The sequence below is a fragment of the Variovorax sp. FG153 genome (assembly GCF_057809595.1).
Window position 1 is genome coordinate 288,071 of the sequence record NZ_JBMDKG010000001.1, and the last position, 24,263, is coordinate 312,333.

A 24,263-nucleotide genomic window follows, 5' to 3' on the forward strand; every position below is an offset into this window, starting at 1 on the left:
TGGAGGCTGAACAATCCCAGGCGTCGGTCATGCGTTCGGTGTCCCGCCGCCGTTGGCGCGATCTGGCTTTTTTGTTTCCTTATTGGGAAACTAGAAAAACGAGTTCCTCAGCGGGGATCGGCGACGCCCGGCTGGCGCCGATGGCCAGGGGAAGCCGCGAAACCCAAACGTAGAATGCTCCGGCCCTTCCCCATCCAGACCCCACAACCGTAGCAACCGCAGTGGATCGCGCGCACCTGATGACCGTGTTTCTCGCGGTGGCCGAAGCGCAGAATTTCGCGGCCGCGGCGCGGCATCTGGGCATGTCGGCGCCGGCCGTCACGCGCGCGATCGCCGCTCTCGAAGAGCACCTGGGCGTGAAGCTCATCCTGCGCACCACGCGCAGCGTCAGGCTCACCGACGTCGGCCATCGTTACCTGGAAGACGTGAAGCTCATCCTCGCGAAGCTCGCCGATGCGGCCGAGACGGCCCGTGGCGTGAGCAGCGCCGTGCAGGGACACCTCAATGTCACCGCCCCCGCGCTGTTCGGCATCTCGCACGTGATGCCGTGCATCGAGGAGTACCTGGGGCGCTTTCCGCGCATGAGCATCTCCGGCTATTTCCTCGATCGCATCGTCGACCTCCGCGAGGAGGGGATGGATGTCGCGATACGCATCGGCTTTCTGGCCGACACCGGGCTCAAGGCCATCCGCGTGGGGCAGGTGCGGCGCGTGCTGTGCGCATCGCCCGACTACCTGAAGGCGCACGGCACGCCGCGCGATCCCTCCGAACTCGCCCGACATGCGATCGTTTCGGCCGCGCCCCTGTCGCCGGGGAACGAATGGCGGTTTCGCTCGGGCGATGCGGACCTCGCGCTGCGGCTTGCGCCCCGGCTGATCGTCGGGACCAACGATGCGGCCATCGAGGCCGTCGTGCGCGGCAGCGGGATCGCGCAACTGCTCTCCTACCAGATCGCCACCCACCGGGAGGCCGGGCGCCTGGCGATCGTGCTGGCGGACCACGAGGAACCGCCGTGGCCGATCCATGTCGTCTGCGAGCGGGACCGCTGGGAATCGCCGCGGGCCCGCGAGTTCGTCGAGCTGCTCGTGCACCGCCTGCGCGGCCGCGAGGCGTTGAACTGAGGGTTCAGGCCCGCAGCACCAGCGCGTCGCCCGGCTCGGCCCAGGACACGCACAGGCACAGCGAATGCGTGCGCTGCTGCGGGGTCAGGCAGTTGTCCCGGTGGATCGGCGTGCCGCCGCCGTAGCTCACGATGCAGGCGCCGCATTCGCCGCGCCGGCAGTCCGAGGGGATCCACGCGCCCGCGGCCTCGACCGCGTCGAGCAAGGTGGTTCCCGGCGAGGCTTCGAGTTCGAGGCCCGATTCGGTCAATGCGAGCCGGACCTTCGTGTCGGTGGCGCTCCACGCGGGTCCGAAGCTCTCGAAGTGGATGCGCGACGACGCAATGCCGAGGGCCGTGGCCGCCAGCCGCACATCGTCGATGAGCTTCGCCGGGCCGCAGACATGGAAGTGCACGCCCTCGTCGCGAGAGCGAGGCTGCAGCAGCCCCTGCACATCGATGCGCCGCGGGGATTCTCCTTGCCGCGTCGCGTAGAGGAACAGCTTGTCGTGCCCCTGGTCGAGCAGCCGGTCGCGAAAGGCCATTTCCCGCTCGTGCCTGGCCGCATAGTGCAGTTCGTACGAAGCACCGCGCTGCTTCAGCGCCGATGCGATGCCGAGCATCGGCGTGATGCCGATACCGCCGGCGATCAGCACGTGGTGGCTGGCGGCAGGCGCGATGCCGAAAGCATGGACCGGCGTGGACACTTCCACCGTGTCGCCAACGGCCAGCACGTCGTGCAGGAAGCGCGAGCCGCCGCGGCCGCTGTCGTTGCGCTTCACCGCAATGTCGTAGCGGTCGAGCGCTCCGGTGTCGGAGACCAGCGAATACTTGCGCAGCAGGCTTTGCCCATCGACATCGAATCCCAGTTCGATGTGCGCGCCGGCATCGAAGCCGGGAAGGCGTTCGTTGGCGGGATGCTGCAATCGGATGAGCCGCACGCCGGCGGCCAGCGCCTCGGCCTTCGTCACGGTGAGTCGCATGTTCAGTCCACCTTCGGCAGAAAGGGCGAGAACTCGATGAACTTCGCCTGCAGCGTCGCCGGCAGCTCGCTCTCGATCCAGTGCGAGGTCCTGAACTCCCAGAATCTTCCGGTGCCGCCCGTGAGGCCCGCGGGATCGGACTGGTTCCACATCATCTCGACCGTGCCGGCCAGCTGCAGCACGCGGCGCCGCTCGTAGTCGGGAAAGGCCAGGCCCGCCTGCGGGTTCAGCAGGAAATTCCCGAAGCTGTTGAACATGCTGTTGCCGTTGTAGTCGGGAATCCTCAGCACGCCATCGCCCGCATGCCGCACGAAGCCGCGCGGCCCCCCGCGGTGCGAGCAGTCCGCGCCGCGCGTGGCGTGCGCCGATGCGAGGAAGAAGGTGTCGGCGTCGCCGATGAGCGCGAGTTGCTCGGGGCCCAGTTCATGGCCATGGCTGGCGGTCGAGGACGGCGCCGCTTCGCCAGGGTGCGGGAGCGTGATTTCGCGCCGATGGATGTAGCGCGGGCAAATGGGGAAGGACTTGGTCACCTGGACCTCGAGCCGATCGCTCTCCAGATGGGCCTCGCCGTTGATCTTCAAACGGCGCCGGCTCTGCGGCTCCAGCAGCAGCAGGCCGATGCGCGCATCGTGCCGGATGTTCTCCCAGAAGGGATCGGCATCGAGCCGCGCGACCTTGCCCAGGTCGACCGACAGCGCGGCGGCGTCGTCGCTGGGGGCCAGGAAGCCCGGCTCGCCCAGCAGGATCGAGGCCCACACCTGTCCGTTGCGGTCCAGGCTGGCCGCGTAGGCCGTCTTCTGCTGGCGCACGAAGGGCAGGGCGCCCCGGACGATGGTGCGGCCCACGGTGGCGCCGTTGCGCTCGGCGATCTCTCTCTCGCCCGCATTGCGCTGGGCCATCAATTCGCCTTCGTGGAACAGGGTGTCGCTGGTCGTCATGGGTCGATGCTTTCGAGAACGGTCATTGGAAAAAAATTGTGCCGATCGACGCGGCGACCCGAAAGGAAGCGGACCGCAATTGATAATTGCGCGCGACGCAGGGCGGTCGAGCCGGAAAGATGGTGGTGACATGGACGACATTCATTTGATGACGGTGTTCGTCGCCGTCGGCGAGGAACGAAGCCTGGCCGGCGGTGCGCGGCGGCTCGACATCTCGGCCGCCGCGGCCATGCGCGCCATCAACCACCTCGAATCGAAGATGGGCGTCGCCTTCTTCCAGCGCAACACCCGGGGCCTGGCGCTCACCGAGAGCGGGCAGCGGTACCTCGAGGATTCGCGCGCGGTGCTGCAGCTGGTCGATCGCGCCGAGGCCTCGGTGATCGGCGCCAACGTCGTCGCGCGCGGCCAGTTGCGGATCACCGCGCCGACGGTGTTCGGCCGGCTCTTCATCATTCCGCTGATCAAGGAATACCTCGCGCTCTATCCCGAGATGGAGATCTCGGCGATCTTTCTCGATCGCACCGTGAACCTGATCGACGAGGGTTTCGACGTGGCCATCCGCATCGCCGAGCTGCCCGACTCGGGCATGAAGGCGCTCAAGGTCGGCCAGGTGCGCAGGCTCAGCTATGCCTCGCCGGCCTACCTCGAGCAGCACGGCGAGCCGGTGCATCCGATGGACCTGCAGAAGCACAGGATCGTGGCCGCGGAGGTGTCGGCCCAGGTGGCGGTGTGGAAGTTCAGGTCGAAGGACAGCGCGATCTCGGTCAAGCTCAAGCCGGTCCTCGATGTCATCGGCAGCGATGCCGCCATCGACGCGGCCGTGCGCGGCATCGGCATCGTGAACCTGCCGTGCTACCAGGTGGCCGACAAGGTCCGCAGCGGCGAATTGCGCGCGATCCTGGCCGACTACGCGAGCGGCTCGCTGCCGATCCACCTGCTGCACCGCGAGAGCCGCTTCGGCTCGTCCAGGGTGCGAAGCTTCATCGACCTGGTCGGACCGAGATTGCGCCGCGAACTCGCCGCGCTCTAGGACTCCCGGGCGCGGCGAGTTCGAATCGATCGATCAGAAGGTCAGGATGGTGAAGCCGTCGGCCGCGAGGGCGCCGATGCTCGGCAGTCCGGAAGTGCCCGGCACGTCGTTGCCGCTCAGCAGTTCGAAGCCGTTCTTGATGGCGTCCTCGCGCGCACCGAAGACGTCGGCGCAGCCGCAGGACACGCCCGCGACCTTGTCCTCGACGGCCTTGTAGAGCCCATGCACCGGATGGTCGGTATTGCCGACCACGCCGGCCCAGCGCGTGCCGGCGCCCTGGAAATAGATGGCGACTTCGACATGGCGCTGCTTGAAGTCGTAGGCGGTCGCGAGCGCATTGAAGAGGCGTCCCACGGCTTCTTCCCCGGCCTTGGGATCGGAGAAAACGAAGATGGCGAATTTCATTGAAAGACCTTGAATCGGTTGCATTGAATCGAGAAGACAGCCCGTAGTCGGGCTGGCGAAGTCGATCTTAGGTTTGGACCATCGATTCGATGCATCGGCGAACGCAACTCACAATTGCGCCGCGCGTCGCACCCGGCGCGGTGTTCTTGCGTAGAGTCCCGCATGCGCCGGTCCGTCTCGCGACGCGGTGCCATCACTCTTTCCATGGACCGTCAAAGACCGCTATCGATCGGACCCCTGCGCGCCTTTGCCGCGGTCGCCTGGCATCTCAACTTCAATGCCGCGGCGGCCGAACTCCACCTCACGCAATCGGCCGTCAGCCGCAAGATCCAGGCACTCGAGAGCGACATCGGCGCGACGCTGCTGGCGCGCAGCACGCGCTCGGTCGAGCTGAGCGCCGAGGGCCGGGTGCTGGTCAAGGCGCTGTTCCCGATGCTCGACCGCCTCGACGAGGCCGTGCGCCAGATCCGCTCGCCGAGCGCCAAGGCGCGCGTCACCGTCAGCACCTTCGCCTCGTTCACTTCGCTGTGGCTGTTGCCGAGGCTGGAGCAGTTCCAGCGCGAGCACACCGAGATCGACATCCGCGTGTCGTCGAGCGATGCGATGGCGCCGATCGAGAGTCCCGACACGGACGTGTTCCTGCGCTACTGCGCGCCGAAGCTCGCGCCCGCCGGTGCCACGCGGCTGTTCAACGAGGCGCTGACGCCGGTCATGAGCGCGGCCTTCGCGCGGCAGATCGAGCTCGGCGATGCGCCGCCGCTGAAGAGCGTCGGCGACCTCGCGCGGCACACGCTGGTCGAGGAGGACGACGCCTATGCCTCGGCCGGCCTCGCGAGCTGGCGGCATTGGCTGCGCATCCACAACCACGCCGAGCTCGAGCCGCGCAACTGGATGCACCTGAACTTCACCTACCAGCAGGTGCAGGCCGCGGTGGCCGGCCACGCGCTGGCGCTGGCCCGGCTGCCGCTGGTGGCCGACCTGCTGGGGCGCAACGAATTGCGCGAGGTGTTCGGCGAGGCGTACCGCACCGCGGGCCCGGGCGCTTACTGGATGATCGTCAACCCGAACGCGGCCGGCCGTCCCGAGGTGAGCAGCTTCTGCAACTGGATCCTCCAGCAGGCTGCGGGCACCCGCGCGTTCCTCGCATGACGGGCGGCGGGGCAGGGCGAGCGATGAACAAGCTGCAGGCGATCGAGGTCTTCGTGCAGGTGGTCGACACGGGCAGCTTCACGCGCGCGGCCGAGCACCTGAAGCTGCCCAAGGCGACGGTCTCGACGCTGATCCAGGCGCTGGAGTCCTCGCTCGCGACGAAGCTGCTGCACCGGACCACGCGCAAGGTCAGCGTGACCGCCGACGGCGCGGCCTACCACGAGCGGTGCCTGCGCATCCTGTCGGATGTGCGCGAGGCCGACGAATCGCTGTCGCGCACGCGGCGCAGTCCCTCGGGGCGCCTGCGCGTCGACGCCCCGACCGGCCTGGCCAGCCTGGTGATCATCCCCGCGCTGCCCGACTTCTTCGCACGCTATCCCGACATCCACCTGGAGCTGGGTTGCAGCGATCGGCCCGTGGACCTGATCGAGGAGGGCGTGGATTGCGCGGTGCGCGGCGGAGCGCTCGAGGACTCGAGCCTGATCGCGCGCCGCGTCGGGGCCATGCACTACACCACCTGCGCCTCGCCGGCCTACCTCGAGCGCCATGGCCGTCCGCTGCATCCGGACGACCTGGCGCGGCATCGCTGCGTCAACTACTTCTCCGCGCGCACGGGCGAGATGTTCCACTGGGACTTCACGCGCGGCGGCGAGCGCGTGCAGCTCGTGCTGCCCGGGCGGATCGCGCTGAACGACAGCTATGCGTACACGGCCGCGGGCCTGTCGGGGCTGGGCATCGTGCAGATGGCGGAGTTCCTGCTGCGGCCCATGATCGAGGACGGCCGTCTCGTGCCCGTGCTCGAGGACTGGAGCAACGACCCGATGCCGATCCACGTGGTGTTTCCGCAGAACCGGCATCTGTCGAACAAGGTGCGGGTGTTCGTGGACTGGGCGGCCGATCTCTTCAAGAGCCATTCGGCCATGCACCAGGGATAGTCCCCGCGCCCGAACTCAGGGGCTCGCGGGGTGGACGAAGTGCGGCCAGCCGCGCATGTGCGCGATGAAGCGTTCGCTCAAGCCGCCCGCGCGCAGGTAGTCGGCGGTCACCGGCAGCCTCGGGCTGTCGTACAGCGGGTTCTCCATCACCCGCAGCGGAAAGTCGCGCTGCAGGATGCCGGCCCGGCCGACCAGCACGAAGTCGCAGCCCTCGTCCAGCAGCTCGGCCGCGCGCCGGGCGCTCATGATCCGGCCCGCCGCTCCCACGCGCACGCCGCGGCGCGGCAGCCCGGTGAAGACGCTGAGCATGGTGCGGCCCTGGAACGTGCCCTGCTGCACGACCTGGGCCGAATCCCACAGCGCGAGGTCGAGGTAGTCGATCAGCTCGCGGTCGAGGATGTCGGCGGTGACGTCGCGCAGTTCCTCGAGCCGCAGCCCATAGCGTTCGATCGACAGGCGCCAGCCGATCTGGAACGCGGGACCGCAGGCGCGACGGATGCCCTCGATCACCTCGAGCGTGAGGCGGGCGCGGTTCTCGATGCTGCCGCCATAGCGGTCGGTGCGGTCGTTGAGCAGCGGCGACATGAACTCCGAGAGGATCCAGCCGAAGGCGCCATGGACCGCGACGCCGTCGAAGCCCGCGCGCTCGGCGCGTTGCGCGGCCGCGATGAAGCTGTCGCGGATCCGTTCGACTTCCTCGGTCGTCAAGGCATCGATGCCCGGCAGGGTGTCGCCGGAAGCCGGCGCCGGGATGCCGCCCAGCCGCGGATTGGCACGATGGCCCGCATGGTGCAGCTGCACCGCGGACAGCGCGCCGCCTTCGCGCATCGCGTCGGCCATCCGGCGCAAGCCCGGCAGATGGGCGTCGCTGTGGATACCGAGTTGCCGCGCGAAGGCGATGCCGCCGGCCTCGACGGTCGTGGCGCAGGTCTGGATCAGGGCGTAGCCGCCGCGCGCGAGCTGCGCGATCCAGTCCTGGTCGAACTCGGAGGCGTCGCCGCCGACCTCGCTTTGCTGGTTGGTGAGCGGCGCCAGCATGAAGCGGTTGCGCATCGGCGGGCCGTGCAGCAGGGTGAGCGGTTCGAAGAGCTTGGAGTGGGACATGGAATCTTCAGGACGAGGAGGGTGCGGAACGGGCATGTGCCGCGCTGCCGGTGGCTTCCCAGCCGCCGCCGAGCGCGCGCACGAGGTCGACGCTCGCGCGTGCGCGCGCGCCTTCGGACTGGATCAGCGATTGCCGGTTGCGCAGGCGCGTGCGCTGTGCGTCGACCACCGCCAGATAGTCGGTGTCGCCTTCATCGAAGCGCGCCTTCGCGGACCGGGCCAAGCGCGCGGCCGATGCATCGGCCTCGCGCTGCTGGGCGATGCGCGCATCGAGGGTCCGCATCGCGACCAGCGCATCCTCGACCTCGCGGAAGGCCTGCAGCACCGTCTTGCGGTACTGCGCGACGCTCTCCTCGTAGGCGCCGCGGGCGCGGTCGAGCTCGGCCTCGCGGCGTCCGCCGTCGAACAGCGGCAGGCTCAGCATCGTGCCCGCGAGCGGACCCAGCAGGAAGGTGCGCTGCGTCCAGTTGCCGAGGTTGCCGAGCGCGGCCGATTCGTAGCCGAGCGAACCGGTCAGCGCGAGCGAGGGAAAGTACGCGGCCTTCGCCACGCCGATGCGTGCGTTCTCCGCGGCCATGGCGCGCTCGGCGGCCGCGATGTCGGGCCGGCGCTCGAGCAGGGCAGAGGGCAGGCCCGGCGGCAGCTGCACGACGGTGGCTTCCAGCGGCTTCGCGGCGAGCGAGAAGCTCGCCGGCGCCTTGCCGAGCAGGATGGCCAGCGCGTGCGAGGCCTGCGCGTGCTGCTGCGCCACCGCCAGGTGCTCGGCGCGCGCCGTGAACAGTTCGGTCCTCGCCTGGTCGACGACGTGGCGCGCCACGGCGCCCGCGCCGAGCTGGCGCTCGAGCAGCGCCGCCGCGTCCTCGCGCAAGGCCACGGTGTCGGCCAGCAGGCGCAGCTCGCCCTCCAGCTGCCGCAGGCCGAAGTAGGTGCCGGCGACCTCGGCCTGCACCAGCAGCAGCATCTGGTGCGCCAGCGCGCGTTGCCGCGCCTCGTCGGCCCGCGCGGCGGCGATGCCCGAGGCGACGCGGCCGAAGACGTCGACCTCGTAGGCCACGGAAGCCTGGGCGCGCCACAGCGTCTGCGTGCTGCCCGGCGAGCCGTCTCCGCGCCCCGCGGCCGCGCCGGTGCCGCGCTGGCGGGTCGGGCCGAAGCCCGCGTCGATCTCGGGGAAGCGTGCCGACTCGCTGCGCGAGGTCAGCGCGCGCGCCTGCTTCAGCCGTGCCATCGCGATCGCCACGTCGGGATTCGCCCGCAGCGCTTCCTCCTCGAGCTGCACCAGCACGGGATCGCCGAAGACGCCCCACCAGGGCGGGGGCGTCTGGTGGTCGGCGGGTTCGGCCGGCTTCCAGCGGCCGGGTTCTTCCGCCGGCATCGCGCCGGAAGGCGCACCGGACTGCCGGTAGCTCGCGGGGATGTCGATGCCGGGGCGCTGCTCGGTGGGAGCGAGCGAGCATGCCGACAGCAGGAAGGCGATGGCCGCCGTCGCCAGCAGGTTCCGTGTGGGGATGAAGCGGCTCATGCGCGGCCCTCCGGTTGCAGGGGCTCGAGATGGCGCGCGGCGAGCGCCGGCGCCTCGTGATGCGCCGCCGCGTGCAGCGGCCTGCCCCTGCCGAGCGACCTGACGAGCGCATAGAACAGCGGCGTGAGGAACAGGCCGAACAGCGTGACGCCGATCATCCCGAAGAACACCGAGATGCCCATCGCCTGGCGCATCTCCGCGCCCGCGCCGGTCGACGCGACCAGCGGGATGACACCCATCACGAAGGCGAGCGAGGTCATCAGGATCGGGCGCAGCCGCAGGCGGCAGGCCTCGATCACGGCCTTCGCGGTCGACAGGCCCGCCATCTCGAGCTCGCGCGCGAACTCGACGATCAGGATCGCGTTCTTCGACGCCAGCCCGACGAGCACGATCAGCCCGATCTGCGTGAAGATGTTGTTGTCGCCCCGGGTGAGCCACACGCCGAGCAGCGCCGAGAAGATGCTCATCGGGATGATCAGGATGATGGCCAGCGGCAGCGTGAGGCTCTCGTACTGGGCCGCCAGCACCAGGAACACCAGCAGCACGCACAGCGGAAGGATCCAGGCCGCGCTGTTGCCCGCGATGATCTGCTGGTAGGTCAGGTCGGTCCATTCGTAGCTCATGCCCGGCGGCAGCGTCTCGGCCGCGATCCGCTGGATCGCGGCCATCGCCTGGCCCGAGGAATAGCCGGGCGCCGGGGCGCCGTTGACGTCGGCGGCCGTGAAGCCGTTGTAGCGCACCACCTGGTCGGGCCCGTAGGTCTGGCTGATCCTCGCCAGCGAGGCGAGCGGAACCATGCGGCCCGACTCGCTGCGCACGTGCAGCTGGCCGATGTCGTCGGGCTTCGAGCGGAACCTGGCGTCGGCCTGCATCCGCACCTGGTACACGCGGCCCAGGAAGTTGAAGTCGTTGACGTAGTACGCACCCAGGAAGGACTGCAGCGTGTTGAACACCGCCGGCGTATCGACACCCAGTTGCTGTGCCTTGGCGCGGTCGATGTCGACCTTGAGCTGCGGCACGTTCACCGTGTAGGTCGAGTAGATGGAGGCGAGCTCCGGTGCCTCGGAGGCCTTCTTGACGAAGGCCTGGGTCGCCTTGTAGAGCGCCTCGTAGCCCAGGTCCGCGCGGTCCTCGATCTGCAGCTTGAAGCCGCCGAGCGTGCCCAGGCCGTAGACCGGTGGCGGCGGGAAGACGCCGGTGTAGGCATGGCCGATGCCGGCGTACTCGCGGCTCAGGTCGGCCACCACCTGCTCGGCGCTGATCCCGGGCCGTTCCTTGAAGGGCTTCAGCAGCACGAAGGTCAGCGCGGTGCTCGAGCTCTTCGTCACGCCGTTGATCGAGAGGCCGCTGTAGCTCGAGGTCCCCATCACGGCGGGATGCTTGAGCGCGATGTCGTTCATCTGCTTCATGGTCGCCTCGGTGCGATCGAGCGTCGAACCCTCGGGCAGTTGCGCCAGGCTGACCAGGTACTCCTTGTCCTGCGCGGGCACGAAGCCGCCCGGCACGTGGCCGGTGAGCCACCAGGTGGCGCCGAGCAGGCCCGCGTAGACGACGAGCAGCGCGCCCTTGTGCCGCAGCAGGCTGCCGATGCCGCTGCCGTAGCCTTCGGAGGCGCGGTCGAAGCGGCGGTTGAAGCGCGCGAAGAAGCGGCCGAACAGCCGTTGCGTCACGCGCGTCACCGCGTCGGGCGCGTCGCCGTGGCCCTTGAGCAGCAGCGCCGACAGCGCCGGCGACAGCGTCAGCGAGTTCACCGCCGAGATCAGGGTGGAGATCGCGATGGTGACCGCGAACTGCTTGTAGAACTCGCCGGTCAGGCCGCTCAGGAAGGCCAGCGGCAGGAACACCGCCGACAGCGTGAGCGCGATGGCGACGATGGGGCCGCTGACCTCGCGCATCGCCTGGTAGGTGGCCTCGCGCGGGCCCAGGCCACGCGCGATGTTGCGCTCCACGTTCTCGACCACCACGATCGCGTCGTCGACCACGATGCCGATCGCGACCACCAGGCCGAACAGCGACAGCGTGTTGATGGAGTAGCCGGCCAGCAGCAGGAAGCCGAAGGTGCCGACGATAGAGACCGGCACCGCGAGCAGCGGAATGATCGAGGCGCGCCAGGTCTGCAGGAAGAGGAACACCACCAGCACGACCAGCGCCACCGACTCCAGCAGGGTCTCGATCACGGCGTCGATGCCGGACTGGACGGCGCGGCTGGGCTCGTAGACGACGCGGTAGACCACGTCCTGCGGGAACTCCTTCTCGAGTTCCTTCATGGCGCGGTGCACCTCGCGCGAGATCTGCAGCGAGTTCGCGCCCGGCGCTTCCTGCACGGCCACCGCGACGGCGGGCGCGTTGTCCAGGGTGGCGCGGATGCCGTAGTCCTCGGCGCCCAGTTCCACGCGCGCCACGTCGCCCAGGCGCGTGATCGCGCCGTTGGCATCGGACTTGATGACGATGCCCTTGAACTCCTCGGGCGACTTCAGGCGCCCGTCGGCGTTGACGTTGAGCTGGAAGGCGGTGTCGGGCGACGCGGGCGAACTGCCGATGGTGCCGACCGCGGCCTGGATGTTCTGGCGCCGGATCGCGGCCGCCACGTCGCTCGCGCCGAGCCCGCGTTCGGCCAGCGCGGCCGGGTCGAGCCAGACGCGCATGGCATAGCCGCCCGGGCCCCACACCACCACGTCGCCCACGCCCGCGATGCGGGCCAGCCGGTCCTTCACGTGCAGGATGGCGTAGTTGCTGATGTAGTTGTTGTCGTAGGTCCCGTTCGGCGAGACCATGTGCACGGCGATGGTGATGATCGGCGAGTTCTTGATGGCCGTGACGCCCAGGCGCTGCACGTCCTCCGGCAGCCGCGGCTGGGCCTGCGACACGCGCGTCTGCACCAGCTGCTGGGCCCGGTCCGGATCGGTGCCGAGCTTGAAGGTCGCCGTCAGGTAGAGATGGCCGTCGCCGCTGGCCTTGGAGTCCATGTAGAGCATGTCCTCCACGCCGTTGATGGACTGCTCGAGCGGCGCCGCCACCGTCTCGGCGATGGTCCTGGCGTTGGCGCCCGGGTACTGCGCATGCACGACCACCGAGGGCGGAATGACCTGCGGGTATTCCGAGACCGGCATGTGGAAGGCCGCGACGATGCCCGCGAGCAGGATCAGCGCGGACAGCACGCCCGCGAAGATCGGGCGGTCGATGAAGAACTTCGAGATGTTCACGACCGGCCCCCGTCGACGGCGCGCGCGGACGCGGTCGGCGCATCGGGCACCGCCGATGGCTCGGCGGCCTCGGCCGACACCGCGGTGCCCGGCGGCGCGCGGAACGCGCCGTCCACGATCACCCTGGCACCGGGCGCGACGCCGCTGCGCAGCACGCGATCGCGGCCGTGCAGCGTGCCGAGCTCGACGAAGCGGCGCTCGACCTTGTTCTGCGCATCGACGACCAGCACGTACTTGCGGTCCTGGTCGGTGCCGACCACCGCATCGTCGACCGTCACGGCCTCGTAGGGCAGGCCGCCCTGCAGCCGGATGCGCGCCTGCAGGCCCGGGAGCATGTCGGGGCCCACGCGGTCGATGCGAGCGCGCACGCGCACCGTGCCCGAGCGGGTGTCCATCTGGTTGTCGAGCGCCTCGATGGCGGCCGCATGGGGAAAGCCGTCGTCGCTCGCGAGGCCGACCGCGACCGTCGGCTGCGCGCCCGCGCGCAGCGACGGCGCGATGAGCCGCAGGTAGCTCTGCTCGTCGACGTTGAAGGCGGCGTAGAGCTTGCCGTCGGAGACGATGCGCGTGAGCGGCACCGCCTCGCCGCCCGCGCCCACCACGTTGCCCGCGGTGATCTCCGCTCGCGAGATGCGGCCCGCGATCGGTGCCCGCACCTGCGTGTAGTCGAGCTGCAGCCGGGCCTGGGCCAGCGAAGCCTGCGCGCCCTTGAGCGATGCGGCCGCCGCGCGCGCCGCGTTGTCGAGCGCATCGAATTCCCGGCGCGCGATCGAGTCCGATTCGAGCAGCCGCCGTGCGCGCGCCTGCTCGAGGTCGGCGAGGCGTTGCCGTTCCTCGGCGCCCGCCACGGCGGCCTGCGCCTGGCGCACCTGGACCTCGTAGGGCGCGGGGTCGATGGTGAACAGCAGTTCGCCCTGGCGCACATGCTGGCCGGGCTTGAAATGCACGGCCAGCAGCGTGCCGGGCACCTTGGGGCGGACGTCCACGAGGTCGACGGCTTCGAGCCGGCCCGTGTAGTCCTGCGAGTCGGTCACCGGCCGCTGCAGGGCCGGCCGGTACTTGACGGTGGGAACCGCGGCGGCGGGCGCGGCATGCGCTTCGGAGCCATGCTTCCAAAGAACGCTGCCCGCGCCGGCCACCGCGATCGCGGCCACGAGGGCCGCGAGGGGATGCTTCTGGAGGGGTTTCATGCGAGTTGCTCGAGAGGGTTGAATGGCCCGCAGTCTGAGCGCGCGGCGCACGAACATCTAGCCCTGAAGCTGGCTAAGTTTGTTGCCTTGTATGGAACAGTGGATTCGGCCCCGGCCCTTGAATTCAGAGGGAAAGGCGCCAGAAGTCGAAGGAGGCGAACCTATACTTGTTTCGCCTCGAGCAATAAATTCCGGGCCAAGGAGAGATCGAATGGACCGCCTGCAATCGATGCAGATCTTCGCCCGCGTCGTTGAGATGCACAGCTTCACGCGGGCCGCCGACAGCCTCGTGCTGCCCAAGTCGCGCGTCACGCGCGCGGTCAAGGACCTCGAGAAATTCCTCGGCGCGCGGCTGCTTCAGCGCACCACGCGCCACATCAGCCTGACGCCCGAAGGCACGCTCTACTACGACCATTGCAGGCGGCTGCTGGCCGAGATCGAGGCCGTCGAGTCCAGCTTCCCCGGCAGCGCCGGACGGCCGCGCGGGCGCCTGCGCGTCGACATGACGCTCTCGCTCGCGCGCCTCGTGGTGCTGCCGTCGATCCGCGACTTCCAGTCGCGCTATCCCGATGTCGAGCTCACGCTCACGGTGAGCGACCGGACGGTGGAGCTGGTGCAGGAGGGCATCGACTGCGTCATCCGCGCGGGCACGCCCGAGGATTCGGCCACGCTGGTGGCCCGGCGCATCGGCGCCTTCGACTGGGTCAGCTGTGCCTCGCCCGAGTACCTGGAGCGCCATGGCACGCCGAAGACGCTGGAGGACCTGGCGCGGCACAAGGCCGTGGGCTACCTCTCGAGCCGCACGGCGCGCTCGCTCGAGTGGCACTTCGTGGAGAACGGCGAGGACCGCTGCATCGCCATGCGCGAGAGCCTCATCGTCAACGACACCGATGCCTACGTGGCCTGCGGCCTCGAGGGCCTGGGCTTGATCCGCGCGGGCAGCTACATGGTGCAGCAGCACCTGCGCAGCGGACAGCTGCGGCGGGTGCTCGCCGACTATGCCGCGCCGGCCGCGCCGCTCTCCGTGCTCTATCCGCAGAACCGCCACCTGTCGCCCACCGTGCGCGCCTTCGTGGACTGGGTGGGAGGCGTGGTGGGCAAGGCGGAGGCGGGCTGGCGGGTCGACGCGCATCCCGCCCCTTGAGGCGGGCCACCGCATTGTTCGGGCGGCCGAACGATGAATTCGAGTGGCGCGCGTAGATGAATCGTCGCTGCGTTCCTAGAATTTTTTGCATCGACATCCATCCACCAAAGCCATCGATGACAGACACGCCTCCAGCAAATCAACCCGCGGGCTATGTGCCCGCCAAGGTCTGGCAACCGAAGAGCAATCCGGCCGGCACCTTCGGCAGCATCAACAGTCCCGTGTCGGGCGCGCGTTTCGACCAGGCGCTGCCGGTCGGCAGGCATCCGCTGCAGCTGTATTCGCAGGGCACGCCCAACGGCCAGAAGATCACGATCCTGCTCGAGGAACTGCTCGCGGCCGGACACGAGGGCGCCGAGTACGACGCCTGGCTCATCGACATCTTCAAGGGCGACCAGTTCGGCAGCGGCTTCGTCGGCCTCAATCCCAACAGCAAGATTCCCGCGCTCGTCGATCGATCGACGGACCCGGTCACGCAGGTCTTCGAGAGTGGCTCGATCCTGGTCCATCTCGCCGAGCGCTTCGGCGCCTTCCTGCCGGCCGAAGGACGCGCGCGCACGGAGACCTTCAACTGGCTGATGTGGCAGGTGGGCTCGGCGCCCTTCGTCGGCGGCGGCCTCGGCCACTTCTATGGCTATGCGCCGTTCAAGATCGAATACGCGATCGACCGCTACGCGATGGAGACCAAGCGCCAGCTGCATGTGCTCGACACCCATCTGGCCTCGCACGAGTTCCTCGCCGGCGACCAATACACGATCGCGGACATGGCGGTGTGGCCCTGGTATCCGGGCAGCCTCTACGGCGTCTACGACACGCACGAGTTCCTGGCCGTCGAGGAGTACAGGCACCTGCTGCGCTGGTACGAGGCCATTGCCGCGCGGCCCGCGGTCGCGCGCGGCAGGGTGGTCAACCGCACCTCGGGCGCGCCGGGCACCGTGCTGCGCGAGCGCCACGATGCCAGCGATTTCGATGCCCTGATACCCGCTCCTCTCTAGTCAACCATGAAACTCTATTACGCCCCCGGTTCCTGCGGCCTCGCCTCGCAGATCGCATTGCAGGAGGCCGGCCAGGCCTATGAACTGGTCAAGGTCGACTTCAAGACCAAGACGACGGTCGAAGGCGACTACCTGCAGGTGACGCCCAAGGGCTTCATCCCCGTCCTCAAGCTCGACGACGGCGACCTGATCACCGAAGGCGCGGTGATCCTGCAATGGATCGCCGACCGGCATCCCGAGCACCGGCTGCTTCCGCCCTTCGGCACGCGGCAGCGCTACCGCGCGCTCGAGTGGCTGAACTTCGTCGCGAGCGACCTGCACAAGGGCATGGCCGTGATGTTCTCACCCTACCTCGACGCGGACACCAAGAAGCGATTCGCGGACGGCAACCTCACGAGCAAGTTCGCCTACATCGACGAGCACCTGTCGACCCACGACTACGTGCTGGGCGCCGATTTCTCGGTGGCCGATGCCTATCTCTACAACGTGCTGTCGTGGCCGCCGCGCGTGAATCTCGATCTCTCGGGTTACGCGGCGATCCAGCGCTTCATGGTTCGCATGGGGCAGCGCGCCAGCGTTCGCGCGGCGCTCGAAGCCGAACGCCTCGCGGCCCGTTAACTGGAAGCCGGCGGCCACAGCACCGGAAACAGCGGATGCGCCATCGGCGCGCCCGCCGGCAGCTGCTCGGCCAGCCCCGGGAAATCCGGCGAGGTCTTCCAGCGCCGCGGCGCATGCCGCATGTCGTCGCCCAGCATGCGCACCGAGAACACCCGACGCCGCCGGCCGGGTTCAAGCCCGGCCGAGGCGTGCAGCGTGAGCATGTTGAAGGCGATGGCGTCGCCGGGTTCCACGGCCCAGCCGAGGATGTCGTGGGCCGCGCGGTCGGCCTCGATGTCGGGCAGGTCGGCCAGCGCGCCCTCGGGAAACCACTTGGCCTCGTTGGTCATGAAGGTGCGCGGCATCAGCCACGGCCCCTTGTGCGAGCCGGCGACCAGCTCGAGCGTGGAGGCACGCGACACCGGATCCACCGGAATCCAGAAGCTGACGTTCTGGCTGCCCTCGACGTTGTAGTAGGGCTGGTCCTGGTGCCAGGGCGTGCGCTGGCGCGTGCCCGATTCCTTCGTGAGCATGTGGTCGTGATAGAGCCGCACCTGCGTGCTCCTCGTAAGCCTGGCCGCGGCGGCCGGCAATGCCGAGCGCGAGATCACGTCCCAGTACGCCGGGATCTCCTGCCAGTTGCAGAAGTCCTCGATGAAGAAGCCCGGATCGTCGGGCCGGCTCGCCACCTTCGCGCGCACGCTCGGCGCGGCGAGATTGGCATCGATGCCCTGGCGCAGCAGCTCGACCTCGGGCGGCCGCAGGACACCGCGCAGGACGATGGCGCCGTCGCGCGAAAATTCCTCGACCTGCTGGTCCGATGGGAGCCTGTCGTCGGGTCGTGCATTCATGGGCGGGGTCTCCTTCGAGATAGGCAATGGTTGCGAGGCCGAAGGCAGTCTAGAGTGAGGGGGTGGATGGCAGCCCATCCAATCGGACAACCGATCGAGCAAGCCGGACAACATGAAGCGACAACTCAAATCCGCCGCCGACGGGCAGCCCGTGCTCTTCAAGGTCGTGCACCTCGCGCCCGGTGGCACCGCGCCGCGCGACAGCCACGAAGAGGGACAGTTCGTGCACGCGATCTCGGGCGTGATCGAGGTCGGGATGAGCGGCCGGGTCTTCCTGGCGCCGCCGCAGTACGGCGTGTGGATCCCGCCGCGCGTCGAGCACCTGTCGAGCAACCGCCATGCGGCCAGCTACGCCACGGTCTACCTGGCCGAGGCCTTGTGCGACGTGCTCCCCAAGCGCGCCTGCACCATGGTCATCAGCCCGCTGACGCAGGCGGTGCTCGACAGCCTGCGCAGCCGCTCCATCGAGGTGCCGCGCACCCCGGCCGAGCAACGCCTGTTCGAGGTCCTGCGCGATGAGCTGGCCATTGCGCCCGGCCACGACAGCTACCTGCCGATGTCGGACGATCCCCAGCTGGGCCGCGTGCTCGAGGCCTTGCAGGCGCAACCCTGGGATGGCCGCTCGCTCGCCGAATGGGCCGCCACGGTGCATTCGACCGAGCGCACGCTGGCGCGGCGTTGCGAGCGCGACCTGCAGATGCCGTTCAGCGAATGGCGCCAGCGCCTCAAGGTGATCCGCGGGATCGCCCTGCTGGAGGCGGGGCGCGCGGTGAAGGACGTCGCGATCGAGCTGGGCTACGGTTCGCCCTCGGCCTTCATCGCCATGTTCTGCAAGCAGATCGGCATGACGCCGCAGGCGTACATCCGGCAGAAGGGGCGCTGATCAATCGAGCCGGTGCCCGCCCGCCGCATCGAACAGATGCGCCTTCACCGCCACCGGCCACAGCGGCAGCCGCTCGCCGGGCCGCGCGTCGATGCGCTCGCGGAAGGCCGCGATCACGGTCTGCGTGCCGAGCTTCAGCGCCACCTGCGTTTCCGAGCCGGTCGGTTCGACCACGATCACGTCGGCCGGCAGCGCCGCATCGGCATCGCCGTTGCCGCCGCCATCGATCGTGAAGTGCTCGGGCCGCGTGCCGTACAGCACGCGGTCGTCATGGGCCGCGCGTGGCGCGCGATGCAGCGGCAGCCGCAGGCCGTCGTCGGTCAGCACGTGTGGTGCGCCGTCGAGCTGCAGCCGGCCGGCGATGATGTTCATCGCCGGCGAGCCGATGAAGCCCGCCACGAAGGCATTGCGCGGCTGGTCGTAGAGTTCCAGCGGCGCGCCGATCTGCTCCACGCGGCCTTCCTTGAGCACCACGATGCGGTCGGCCATGGTCATGGCCTCGACCTGGTCGTGGGTGACGTAGACCGTGGTCGTGCCCAGGCGCTGGTGCAGCGCCTTGATCTCGGTGCGCATCTGCACGCGCAGCTTGGCGTCGAGGTTCGACAGCGGCTCGTCGAACAGGAAGGCCTGCGGCTGGCGCACGATGGCGCGGCCCATGGCCACGCGCTGGCGCTGTCCGCCCGAGAGCTGGCGCGGGCGACGCGCCAGCAGTTCCTGCAGACCCAGCGTCTCGGCCGCGGCCTGCACGCGGCGCGCGATCTGGTCGCGCGGCAGGCCCTGGATGCTGAGACCGAAGCCCAGGTTCTGCGCCACCGTCATGTGCGGATAGAGCGCGTAGTTCTGGAACACCATCGCCACGTCGCGGTCGCGCGGCGCGGTGTCGTTGATGCGGCGCTCGCCGAGCAGGATGTCGCCGGCATCGGCGGTCTCGAGGCCCGCGATGGTGCGCAGCAGCGTCGACTTGCCGCAGCCCGAGGGCCCGACCAGCGCCACGAACTCGCCGTCGCGGATCTCGATGTCGATGCCGCGGATGACGGGCGTGCTGCCGAACTGCTTGAAGAGCTTGCGGATGGAGATGTAAGCCATGGGGTCGGTCAGTCCTTGACACCGCCGGCCGTGAGACCGCGCACGAGGTATTTGCGCACCAGCACCGTGAACACGATGACCGGAAACATCACGAGCGTGCCGCCCGCGGCGATCTTGGTCCACTCCCAGCCTTCGTACTGCAGGAAGTTGACGATCGCCACCGGCGCCGTGATGGCGTTGGTGCGCGTGAGGATCAGCGCATAGAAGAAGTCGTTCCACGAGAAGATGAAGCACAGCACCGCGGTGGCCGCGAGGCCCGGCGCGGTCAGCGGCAGCGCCACGCGCCAGAAGGCCTGCCAGACGCCGCAGCCGTCGATCCACGCGGCCTCCTCGAGCGAGGCCGGCACCGCCTCGAAGAAGGTCTGCATCAGCCAGATCACGATCGCGAGGTTGAAGGTCAGGTAGACGATCGCCAGGCCGATCAGCGTGTCCTGCAGCCCCAGGTACTGGTAGGCCAGGAAGAACGGGATGGTGAAGGCGATCGGCGGTGCCATGCGCGTGACCAGGATCCACAGCGCGATGCGGTCGCGGCCCTTGAACTTCCAGCGCGTGAGCGCGTAGGCCGCGGGCACGCCGATCAGTAGCGAGAAGACGGTCGACATCGTGCTCACCGCCAGGCTGTTCCAGAACGAGCGCACGAAGTTGCCCTGCAGCAGGCTCAGGAAGCCGTCGAGCGTGGGCACGAACAGCAGGCCGTCCTCGAAGATGTCGGCCGCGGGCTTGAACGCGAGCTGCACCAGCCAGAGGAAGGGCGAGAGCACCAGCAGCACCAGCAGCGCGACCGTCAGCGAGCGCCCGTGGGCGCGCAGCCAGGGCACGCGGCGGGCGCGGGGAGCAGAACCTGAGAGATCGATCCCCGCGCCTTCCTCGTGCGACAGCGCGAGTTCGGTAGCGTCGATCGTGCGGCTAGCGAGCGTCATGGCTGCCCCATCCGAGTTTGCCGACCAGCCAGCTCAGCACGAACACGCCCACCAGCATCACGGTGGCGATCGCGCTCGCATAGCCCCAGTACGAGAAGTTGAAGGCCTGGATGAAGCCGTAGTAGTTGGTGACCTCGGTCACGTTGCCGGGCCCGCCGTTGGTCAGCACGTAGATCAGCGGGAAGGCCTTGAAGCTGTCGATCAGGCGGAACAGGCCGCACACCACCAGCACCGGCCGGATGTAGGGAAACACGATGTGGCGGAACAGCTGCCAGCGGTTCGCGCCCTCGAGCGTGGCGGCCTCGATCGGGTCGTCGGGAATCATCTGCAGCGAGGCCAGCACCATCAGCATGGTGAAGGGAAACCACTGCCAGGTGTCGGCCAGCGAGATCGCCCACAGCGCGGTGTCGGGGTCGGCGATCAGCGAGCGCACGGGCAGGCCGATGTGCTCGAGCAGCCGGTGCATCGGGCTCACGTCGGGCGTGTAGATGATCTTCCAGATCAGCGCCACCACGATCGGCGGCAGCACCATCGGTATCAGCAGCAGCGTCTTCGCGCCGTCGAGCACGCGCGACTTGCCGTTGAGCAGCAGCGCCAGGCCGAGCCCGGTGGCGAGCTGCAGCGCCACGCTCGAGGCCGAGAGCTTGAGCTGCACCGCGATCGAGCCGAGGAAGCGGTCGTCGTGCAGCAGCTGGCGGTAGTTCACCAGCGGATCGTCGAAGCGGAAGCTGGCCGCCGGATCGGTCAGGCTCAGCGGCGTGAAGCTCGCGACCAGCAGCGCCGCCGCCGGCACCAGGGTGATCAGCAGCAGCACCGCCAGCGAGGGCGAGAGCCCGAGCAGGAAGGCGCGCCGCTGCTCGGCCTGCCAGGAGGCCGGCGCGGAAAGCACGGAAGCCATCGCCGCCGTGCCTCAGAGCTTGACGCCCGCGCGCTTCAATTCGGCGATCGAGTTGGCCTGCGCCTGCTGGAAGGCCTGCTTCGCCGACAGCTGCCCGCTCGCGATCAGCTCGATCGCCTTGTTGAGCTGCTGGTCGACCTGCGGATAGACCGAGACCGTGCGGTACTTCATGTGGCCCGACTTCGAGGCCGACTCGATCGCCTCGAGCGAGAGCTTCGCAAGGTCGCTGCCGTTGATGACCTGCTTCTGGCGGAACTCGGGCGAATCGATGTCCGAGCGGCGCGCCGGCGAACCGTAGCCCGCGGTCACCGCGCGGCGCGTGGTCTGCTTGCTCAATGCCCACTGGATGAAGGCCCACGCGGCCTCCTTGTTCTTCGAGCCCGTGGGAATGCCCAGCGCATGCACGGCGGTGCCCGGGAAGCGGCCGGCCGGGCCCTTGGGCACCTGGCCGAAGCGCACCGTCTTCACGGTCTTGCTGGTGGCTGCGTCGCCGAGCTGCGCCAGGTGGAGCTGGCCCGCATCGGTGAAGTTCACGCGGCCCAGCTTGAGCGCCTGCGTCACCTGGTCGGGCTGGTAGGTCACGGCGCCGTCGGGGCCGAACTCCTTGAGCAGGTTGGCGTAGTACTCGCCGGCCGCGATCGCCTCGGGCGTGTCGAGCGTGGGGAACAGGTCGTCGGGTGCCTTGCGGAACACGTCGCCGCCAAAGGCGTGCAGGTAGGGCACGAAGGTCCAGCCGTAGTGGTTGTCGGCCACGAAGCCGGCCACGCGTTCCTTGCGGTTGACGGCCCGCAGCACCTTCACCAGGTCGTCGGTGGTGTCGGGGAAGGCCAGGCCGGCCTTCTCCACCAGGTCGAAGCGCGAGGAGGCCGTGAGCAGCGCCTCGGCGGTCCATGGGATGCCGTAGAGCTTGCCGTCGCGGCCGGTCTCGGGCGCGCGCGCACCGGGCAGGAAGTCGTTGATGTCGAAGTCCGGCGCGGTCAGGTTCGCGTTGCGGATGTAGTCGTCGAGCGGCGTGAGCCAGCCGGAGTTGATCCAGCGGCTCGAATAGATGAAGGTGACGTTGACCACGTCGTAGGCCGAACCGCGCGTGGAGAGCTCGAGGTCGGCGCGCTGGTTGTAGACCGGGAACGAAGGCGTGTCGAAGTTGACCTTGGCGCCGGTCAGCGCCTCGAACTCGGGCAGCCATTGCTGCAGCAGCTTGGGATAGGCGGCGCTGAAGGTCGAGACGTTGAGCGTCACGCCCGCGAACTTCTTCGCACCGCCCTGGGCGCCGGCGAGACCGGGCAGCAGCGATGCGGCGCCGAGCGCGGCGGTGGTCTTGAGCAGGTCGCGGCGGTGCAGCGAGGTGAGGGGATTCTGGGGCTTCATGTCGTGGGCGGATGGCATCAGGCGGTGGCGGCGATGACTTCGTCGATGCGTGCGTCGTTGGTGGCCTCGGGCCGGCTGCGCGTGCGGCTGCGCTGGCCGTCGATGGACACGGCCGCCTCGCCGTGCACCGTGACGCGGCGCACCAGCCGCGGCTGGTTGCCGTAGTCGTTGATCGCGAAGTGCTGCGTGGCGCGGTTGTCCCAGATCGCCACGTCGTCCTGGCGCCAGTTCCAGCGCACCGTGTTCTCGAGCCGGATCACGCGGTTCTGCAGTAGCTCGAAGATGCGCGCCGACTCGGTGCTCGACAGCCCGACCAGCTTCTTCACGAAATGGCCCAGCAGCAGCGCGCGCTCGCCCGAGACCGGATGCACGTGCACCACCGGATGCTCGGCCTCGTAGACGGCCGAGACGAACACCTTGCGGTGGTGGGTCAGGCGTTCCTCCTCGACCTGCACGCGGTCGGCGCCGTAGTCGTAGTCGTTGCTGTGCACGGCCCAGAGCTGGTCGGCGAGCTGCTTGAGCTGCGCCGGCAGGCGCTCGTAGGCCAGCGCGGTGTTGGCCCAGACCGTGTCGCCGCCATAGGCCGGGATCTTCACGCCGCGCAGGATCGAGATCTTGGGGAAGGCATCGACGAAGGTCACGTCGGTGTGCCAGGAATCGGCGCGCCCGCCTCCCTTGGAGGCGTCGAGTTCGAACAGCTTCGTGCCGGTGGGCGAGGGCACCGTCGGATGGGCCACCGTGCGGCCGAAGCGCGCGCCGAAGGCCTGGTGCGACGCGTCGTCGAGCTGCGTCTGGCCACGGAAGAACAGCACCTTGTGCCTGACCAGCGCGGCATTCAGCAGCTCGACGGTCTCGGCGTCGAGCTCGGGCGACAGCTTCAGGTCCTGCACTTCGCCGCCGAGGCTGCCCGCCACGCGGCGGATGCGCAGATGGCCGAAGCTGGTGTCGAAGGCGTCGGCGGAAAAGGTGTTCTCGTTGCTCATCGTGGATCCTGGCAAAGGTCGGGAGCCGCAGATTCTGTGGCGCGGGTTCGCGCGGGCGAACTACCGATTCGTTGCTTGGAAATGAGCAAAACGTCTTAGCGCTCGCGCTCCATCCTCACCATGCGAGCTGCAATCGCGAGGGCCGTGTCTCGTCGGGTTCGCCGGGTTCGCCGCCGCGCGGTGGCGCGCGGCGCTCGTCGACTCCCGCATCGACGAAATCGCCCAGCACGTCGTCGCGCAACCGGATGAACGCCGGATCGCTGCGGTTGCGCGGATGCGGCAGGTCCACAGCCACGGTGCGGCGGATGCGCCCCGGCGATGGCTGCATCACCACCACGCGGTCGCCGAGGAACACGGCTTCCTCCACGTCGTGCGTCACCAGCAGCATGGTGATGCGCTCCTTCTGCCAGATGCGCTGCAGCTCGATCTGCAGCCGCGCGCGCGTGAGGGCATCGAGCGCGCCGAAGGGCTCGTCGAGCAGCAGCACGCGCGGCCGGTTGACCAGGCCGCGCGCGATGGCCACGCGCTGCGCCATGCCGCCCGAGATCTGGTGCGGCCACGACTTCTCGAAACCGCCGAGGCCGACCAGCGCCACGTGCTCGGCCACCAGCTCGGCCTTCCGCTTCGCGCCGAGCGGCGCGTTGCGCAGGCCCACGGCGATGTTCTGCTCGACCGTGAGCCACGGGAACAGCCGGTGGTCCTGGAACACGATGCCGCGCTCGCGGCCGGTTCCCGCGATCGGCTGGCCGCCCAGCAGGATCTGGCCCTCGTACTGGTCGTCGAGCCCGAGCACCAGCCGCAGCAGCGTCGACTTGCCGCAGCCGCTCGCGCCCACGATGCTGGTGAAGCTGCCCGGCGGCACGTGCAGGTCGATGTTCTCGAGCACCTGCAGTTCGCCGCCGCGCGCCTGCGCCTGCGCGTAGCGCTTGCCGAGGCCGCGGATGTCGAGTTCGTTCGATGCGATGGAGGTGCTCATGGTGCGG

22 protein-coding genes are annotated in these 24,263 nt (G+C 69.0%); 8 read left to right on the plus strand and 14 right to left on the minus strand.

The window, feature by feature from the left end; translation table 11 throughout:
- Positions 1-239 precede the first annotated feature (239 nt).
- Positions 240-1,121 carry a LysR family transcriptional regulator gene (locus ACODT0_RS01335; RefSeq protein ID WP_489040332.1) on the plus strand — a complete coding sequence of 294 codons (882 nt, stop codon included), beginning with the start codon at positions 240-242 and terminating at the stop codon, positions 1,119-1,121.
- 4 nt (positions 1,122-1,125) lie between these two features.
- Here ACODT0_RS01335 and ACODT0_RS01340 read toward each other — a convergent pair whose 3' ends face one another.
- Complete coding sequence (locus tag ACODT0_RS01340) at positions 1,126-2,082, minus strand: PDR/VanB family oxidoreductase (RefSeq protein ID WP_489040333.1); 957 nt, start codon at positions 2,080-2,082, stop codon at positions 1,126-1,128.
- 2 nt (positions 2,083-2,084) lie between these two features.
- Positions 2,085-3,020 carry a pyridoxamine 5'-phosphate oxidase family protein gene (locus tag ACODT0_RS01345; protein WP_489040334.1) on the minus strand — a complete coding sequence of 312 codons (936 nt, stop codon included), beginning with the start codon at positions 3,018-3,020 and terminating at the stop codon, positions 2,085-2,087.
- 130 nt (positions 3,021-3,150) lie between these two features.
- Here ACODT0_RS01345 and ACODT0_RS01350 point away from each other — a divergent pair, with 130 nt between their 5' ends.
- Complete coding sequence (locus tag ACODT0_RS01350; RefSeq protein WP_261206071.1) at positions 3,151-4,050, plus strand: LysR family transcriptional regulator; 900 nt, start codon at positions 3,151-3,153, stop codon at positions 4,048-4,050.
- 33 nt (positions 4,051-4,083) lie between these two features.
- Here the strand turns inward: ACODT0_RS01350 and ACODT0_RS01355 are convergent, their stop codons facing one another.
- On the minus strand, positions 4,084-4,455 hold the full coding sequence (locus ACODT0_RS01355; protein ID WP_489040335.1) for a DsrE family protein: 372 nt from the start codon (positions 4,453-4,455) through the stop codon (positions 4,084-4,086).
- 204 nt (positions 4,456-4,659) lie between these two features.
- On the opposite strand from ACODT0_RS01355, the gene ACODT0_RS01360 reads away from it, so the two are divergent.
- Both ACODT0_RS01360 and ACODT0_RS01365 read left to right on the plus strand, forming a co-directional pair.
- Entirely contained in the window at positions 4,660-5,604 is a 945-nt protein-coding gene (locus ACODT0_RS01360) for a LysR family transcriptional regulator (protein WP_489040336.1), read from the plus strand.
- Positions 5,605-5,627: 23 nt separating this feature from the next.
- Positions 5,628-6,539 carry a LysR family transcriptional regulator gene (locus tag ACODT0_RS01365; RefSeq protein ID WP_489040337.1) on the plus strand — a complete coding sequence of 304 codons (912 nt, stop codon included), beginning with the start codon at positions 5,628-5,630 and terminating at the stop codon, positions 6,537-6,539.
- Positions 6,540-6,554: 15 nt separating this feature from the next.
- Here the strand turns inward: ACODT0_RS01365 and ACODT0_RS01370 are convergent, their stop codons facing one another.
- Genes ACODT0_RS01370 through ACODT0_RS01385 form a run of 4 tightly spaced genes read right to left on the minus strand, consistent with a single transcriptional unit; the run spans position 6,555 to position 13,555 of the window.
- A complete protein-coding gene (locus ACODT0_RS01370; RefSeq protein WP_489040338.1) occupies positions 6,555-7,643 on the minus strand; it encodes an oxidoreductase in 1,089 nt (362 codons plus the stop codon).
- 7 nt (positions 7,644-7,650) lie between these two features.
- On the minus strand, positions 7,651-9,162 hold the full coding sequence (locus tag ACODT0_RS01375; protein WP_489040339.1) for an efflux transporter outer membrane subunit: 1,512 nt from the start codon (positions 9,160-9,162) through the stop codon (positions 7,651-7,653).
- Positions 9,159-12,365 carry an efflux RND transporter permease subunit gene (locus tag ACODT0_RS01380; RefSeq protein WP_489040340.1) on the minus strand — a complete coding sequence of 1,069 codons (3,207 nt, stop codon included), beginning with the start codon at positions 12,363-12,365 and terminating at the stop codon, positions 9,159-9,161. The genes ACODT0_RS01375 and ACODT0_RS01380 overlap by 4 nt, the downstream gene beginning before the upstream one ends.
- Positions 12,362-13,555 carry an efflux RND transporter periplasmic adaptor subunit gene (locus ACODT0_RS01385; protein WP_489040341.1) on the minus strand — a complete coding sequence of 398 codons (1,194 nt, stop codon included), beginning with the start codon at positions 13,553-13,555 and terminating at the stop codon, positions 12,362-12,364. Before ACODT0_RS01385 ends, ACODT0_RS01380 begins: the two co-directional genes overlap by 4 nt.
- Before the next feature lie 211 nt (positions 13,556-13,766).
- On the opposite strand from ACODT0_RS01385, the gene ACODT0_RS01390 reads away from it, so the two are divergent.
- From ACODT0_RS01390 to gstA, 3 genes are all read left to right on the plus strand, one after another.
- Positions 13,767-14,699 (plus strand): LysR family transcriptional regulator, encoded by a 933-nt coding sequence (locus ACODT0_RS01390; RefSeq protein ID WP_413765686.1) that lies wholly within the window; start codon positions 13,767-13,769, stop codon positions 14,697-14,699.
- A 116-nt stretch (positions 14,700-14,815) separates the two neighbouring features.
- Positions 14,816-15,694, plus strand: coding sequence for a glutathione-dependent disulfide-bond oxidoreductase (yghU, locus tag ACODT0_RS01395; protein WP_057597827.1), 879 nt, complete (start codon positions 14,816-14,818; stop codon positions 15,692-15,694).
- A 6-nt stretch (positions 15,695-15,700) separates the two neighbouring features.
- Positions 15,701-16,312 (plus strand): glutathione transferase GstA, encoded by a 612-nt coding sequence (gstA, locus tag ACODT0_RS01400; RefSeq protein WP_057597828.1) that lies wholly within the window; start codon positions 15,701-15,703, stop codon positions 16,310-16,312.
- On the opposite strand, the gene ACODT0_RS01405 is transcribed toward gstA, so the two are convergent.
- The gene (locus tag ACODT0_RS01405; protein WP_057597829.1) at positions 16,309-17,142 is read right to left on the minus strand and encodes a phytanoyl-CoA dioxygenase family protein; all 834 of its coding nucleotides are present in this window, start codon (positions 17,140-17,142) and stop codon (positions 16,309-16,311) included. The genes gstA and ACODT0_RS01405 overlap by 4 nt on opposite strands.
- Positions 17,143-17,254: 112 nt before the next feature.
- Here ACODT0_RS01405 and ACODT0_RS01410 point away from each other — a divergent pair, with 112 nt between their 5' ends.
- Positions 17,255-18,025 (plus strand): AraC family transcriptional regulator, encoded by a 771-nt coding sequence (locus tag ACODT0_RS01410; RefSeq protein ID WP_489040342.1) that lies wholly within the window; start codon positions 17,255-17,257, stop codon positions 18,023-18,025.
- Here the strand turns inward: ACODT0_RS01410 and ACODT0_RS01415 are convergent, their stop codons facing one another.
- The 6 genes from ACODT0_RS01415 to ACODT0_RS01440 all read right to left on the minus strand — a co-directional run bounded on the left by ACODT0_RS01415 (position 18,026) and on the right by ACODT0_RS01440 (position 24,256).
- Entirely contained in the window at positions 18,026-19,111 is a 1,086-nt protein-coding gene (locus ACODT0_RS01415) for an ABC transporter ATP-binding protein (RefSeq protein ID WP_489040343.1), read from the minus strand.
- Positions 19,112-19,119: 8 nt separating this feature from the next.
- The gene (locus tag ACODT0_RS01420; RefSeq protein WP_489040344.1) at positions 19,120-20,031 is read right to left on the minus strand and encodes a carbohydrate ABC transporter permease; all 912 of its coding nucleotides are present in this window, start codon (positions 20,029-20,031) and stop codon (positions 19,120-19,122) included.
- A complete protein-coding gene (locus tag ACODT0_RS01425) occupies positions 20,018-20,929 on the minus strand; it encodes a carbohydrate ABC transporter permease (RefSeq protein ID WP_395346833.1) in 912 nt (303 codons plus the stop codon). The genes ACODT0_RS01420 and ACODT0_RS01425 overlap by 14 nt, the downstream gene beginning before the upstream one ends.
- Before the next feature lie 12 nt (positions 20,930-20,941).
- Positions 20,942-22,297 (minus strand): ABC transporter substrate-binding protein, encoded by a 1,356-nt coding sequence (locus ACODT0_RS01430; RefSeq protein WP_489040345.1) that lies wholly within the window; start codon positions 22,295-22,297, stop codon positions 20,942-20,944.
- A gap of 17 nt (positions 22,298-22,314) precedes the next feature.
- A complete protein-coding gene (locus tag ACODT0_RS01435; protein WP_203206784.1) occupies positions 22,315-23,280 on the minus strand; it encodes a TauD/TfdA dioxygenase family protein in 966 nt (321 codons plus the stop codon).
- 115 nt (positions 23,281-23,395) lie between these two features.
- A complete protein-coding gene (locus ACODT0_RS01440; RefSeq protein ID WP_489040346.1) occupies positions 23,396-24,256 on the minus strand; it encodes an ABC transporter ATP-binding protein in 861 nt (286 codons plus the stop codon).
- Positions 24,257-24,263: the final 7 nt, after the last annotated feature.

What these genes read in the sequence shown, in the direction of transcription:
- ACODT0_RS01335 (WP_489040332.1), top strand. Translation starts at nt 240, where the DNA reads ATGACCGTGTTTCTCGCGGTGGCCGAAGCGCAGAATTTCGCGGCCGCG.
- ACODT0_RS01340 (WP_489040333.1), bottom strand. Translation starts at nt 2,082, where the DNA reads ATGCGACTCACCGTGACGAAGGCCGAGGCGCTGGCCGCCGGCGTGCGG.
- ACODT0_RS01345 (WP_489040334.1), bottom strand. Translation starts at nt 3,020, where the DNA reads ATGACGACCAGCGACACCCTGTTCCACGAAGGCGAATTGATGGCCCAG.
- ACODT0_RS01350 (WP_261206071.1), top strand. Translation starts at nt 3,151, where the DNA reads ATGGACGACATTCATTTGATGACGGTGTTCGTCGCCGTCGGCGAGGAA.
- ACODT0_RS01355 (WP_489040335.1), bottom strand. Translation starts at nt 4,455, where the DNA reads ATGAAATTCGCCATCTTCGTTTTCTCCGATCCCAAGGCCGGGGAAGAA.
- ACODT0_RS01360 (WP_489040336.1), top strand. Translation starts at nt 4,660, where the DNA reads ATGGACCGTCAAAGACCGCTATCGATCGGACCCCTGCGCGCCTTTGCC.
- ACODT0_RS01365 (WP_489040337.1), top strand. Translation starts at nt 5,628, where the DNA reads ATGAACAAGCTGCAGGCGATCGAGGTCTTCGTGCAGGTGGTCGACACG.
- ACODT0_RS01370 (WP_489040338.1), bottom strand. Translation starts at nt 7,643, where the DNA reads ATGTCCCACTCCAAGCTCTTCGAACCGCTCACCCTGCTGCACGGCCCG.
- ACODT0_RS01375 (WP_489040339.1), bottom strand. Translation starts at nt 9,162, where the DNA reads ATGAGCCGCTTCATCCCCACACGGAACCTGCTGGCGACGGCGGCCATC.
- ACODT0_RS01385 (WP_489040341.1), bottom strand. Translation starts at nt 13,555, where the DNA reads ATGAAACCCCTCCAGAAGCATCCCCTCGCGGCCCTCGTGGCCGCGATC.
- ACODT0_RS01390 (WP_413765686.1), top strand. Translation starts at nt 13,767, where the DNA reads ATGGACCGCCTGCAATCGATGCAGATCTTCGCCCGCGTCGTTGAGATG.
- yghU (WP_057597827.1), top strand. Translation starts at nt 14,816, where the DNA reads ATGACAGACACGCCTCCAGCAAATCAACCCGCGGGCTATGTGCCCGCC.
- gstA (WP_057597828.1), top strand. Translation starts at nt 15,701, where the DNA reads ATGAAACTCTATTACGCCCCCGGTTCCTGCGGCCTCGCCTCGCAGATC.
- ACODT0_RS01405 (WP_057597829.1), bottom strand. Translation starts at nt 17,142, where the DNA reads ATGAATGCACGACCCGACGACAGGCTCCCATCGGACCAGCAGGTCGAG.
- ACODT0_RS01410 (WP_489040342.1), top strand. Translation starts at nt 17,255, where the DNA reads ATGAAGCGACAACTCAAATCCGCCGCCGACGGGCAGCCCGTGCTCTTC.
- ACODT0_RS01415 (WP_489040343.1), bottom strand. Translation starts at nt 19,111, where the DNA reads ATGGCTTACATCTCCATCCGCAAGCTCTTCAAGCAGTTCGGCAGCACG.
- ACODT0_RS01420 (WP_489040344.1), bottom strand. Translation starts at nt 20,031, where the DNA reads ATGACGCTCGCTAGCCGCACGATCGACGCTACCGAACTCGCGCTGTCG.
- ACODT0_RS01425 (WP_395346833.1), bottom strand. Translation starts at nt 20,929, where the DNA reads ATGGCTTCCGTGCTTTCCGCGCCGGCCTCCTGGCAGGCCGAGCAGCGG.
- ACODT0_RS01430 (WP_489040345.1), bottom strand. Translation starts at nt 22,297, where the DNA reads ATGAAGCCCCAGAATCCCCTCACCTCGCTGCACCGCCGCGACCTGCTC.
- ACODT0_RS01435 (WP_203206784.1), bottom strand. Translation starts at nt 23,280, where the DNA reads ATGAGCAACGAGAACACCTTTTCCGCCGACGCCTTCGACACCAGCTTC.
- ACODT0_RS01440 (WP_489040346.1), bottom strand. Translation starts at nt 24,256, where the DNA reads ATGAGCACCTCCATCGCATCGAACGAACTCGACATCCGCGGCCTCGGC.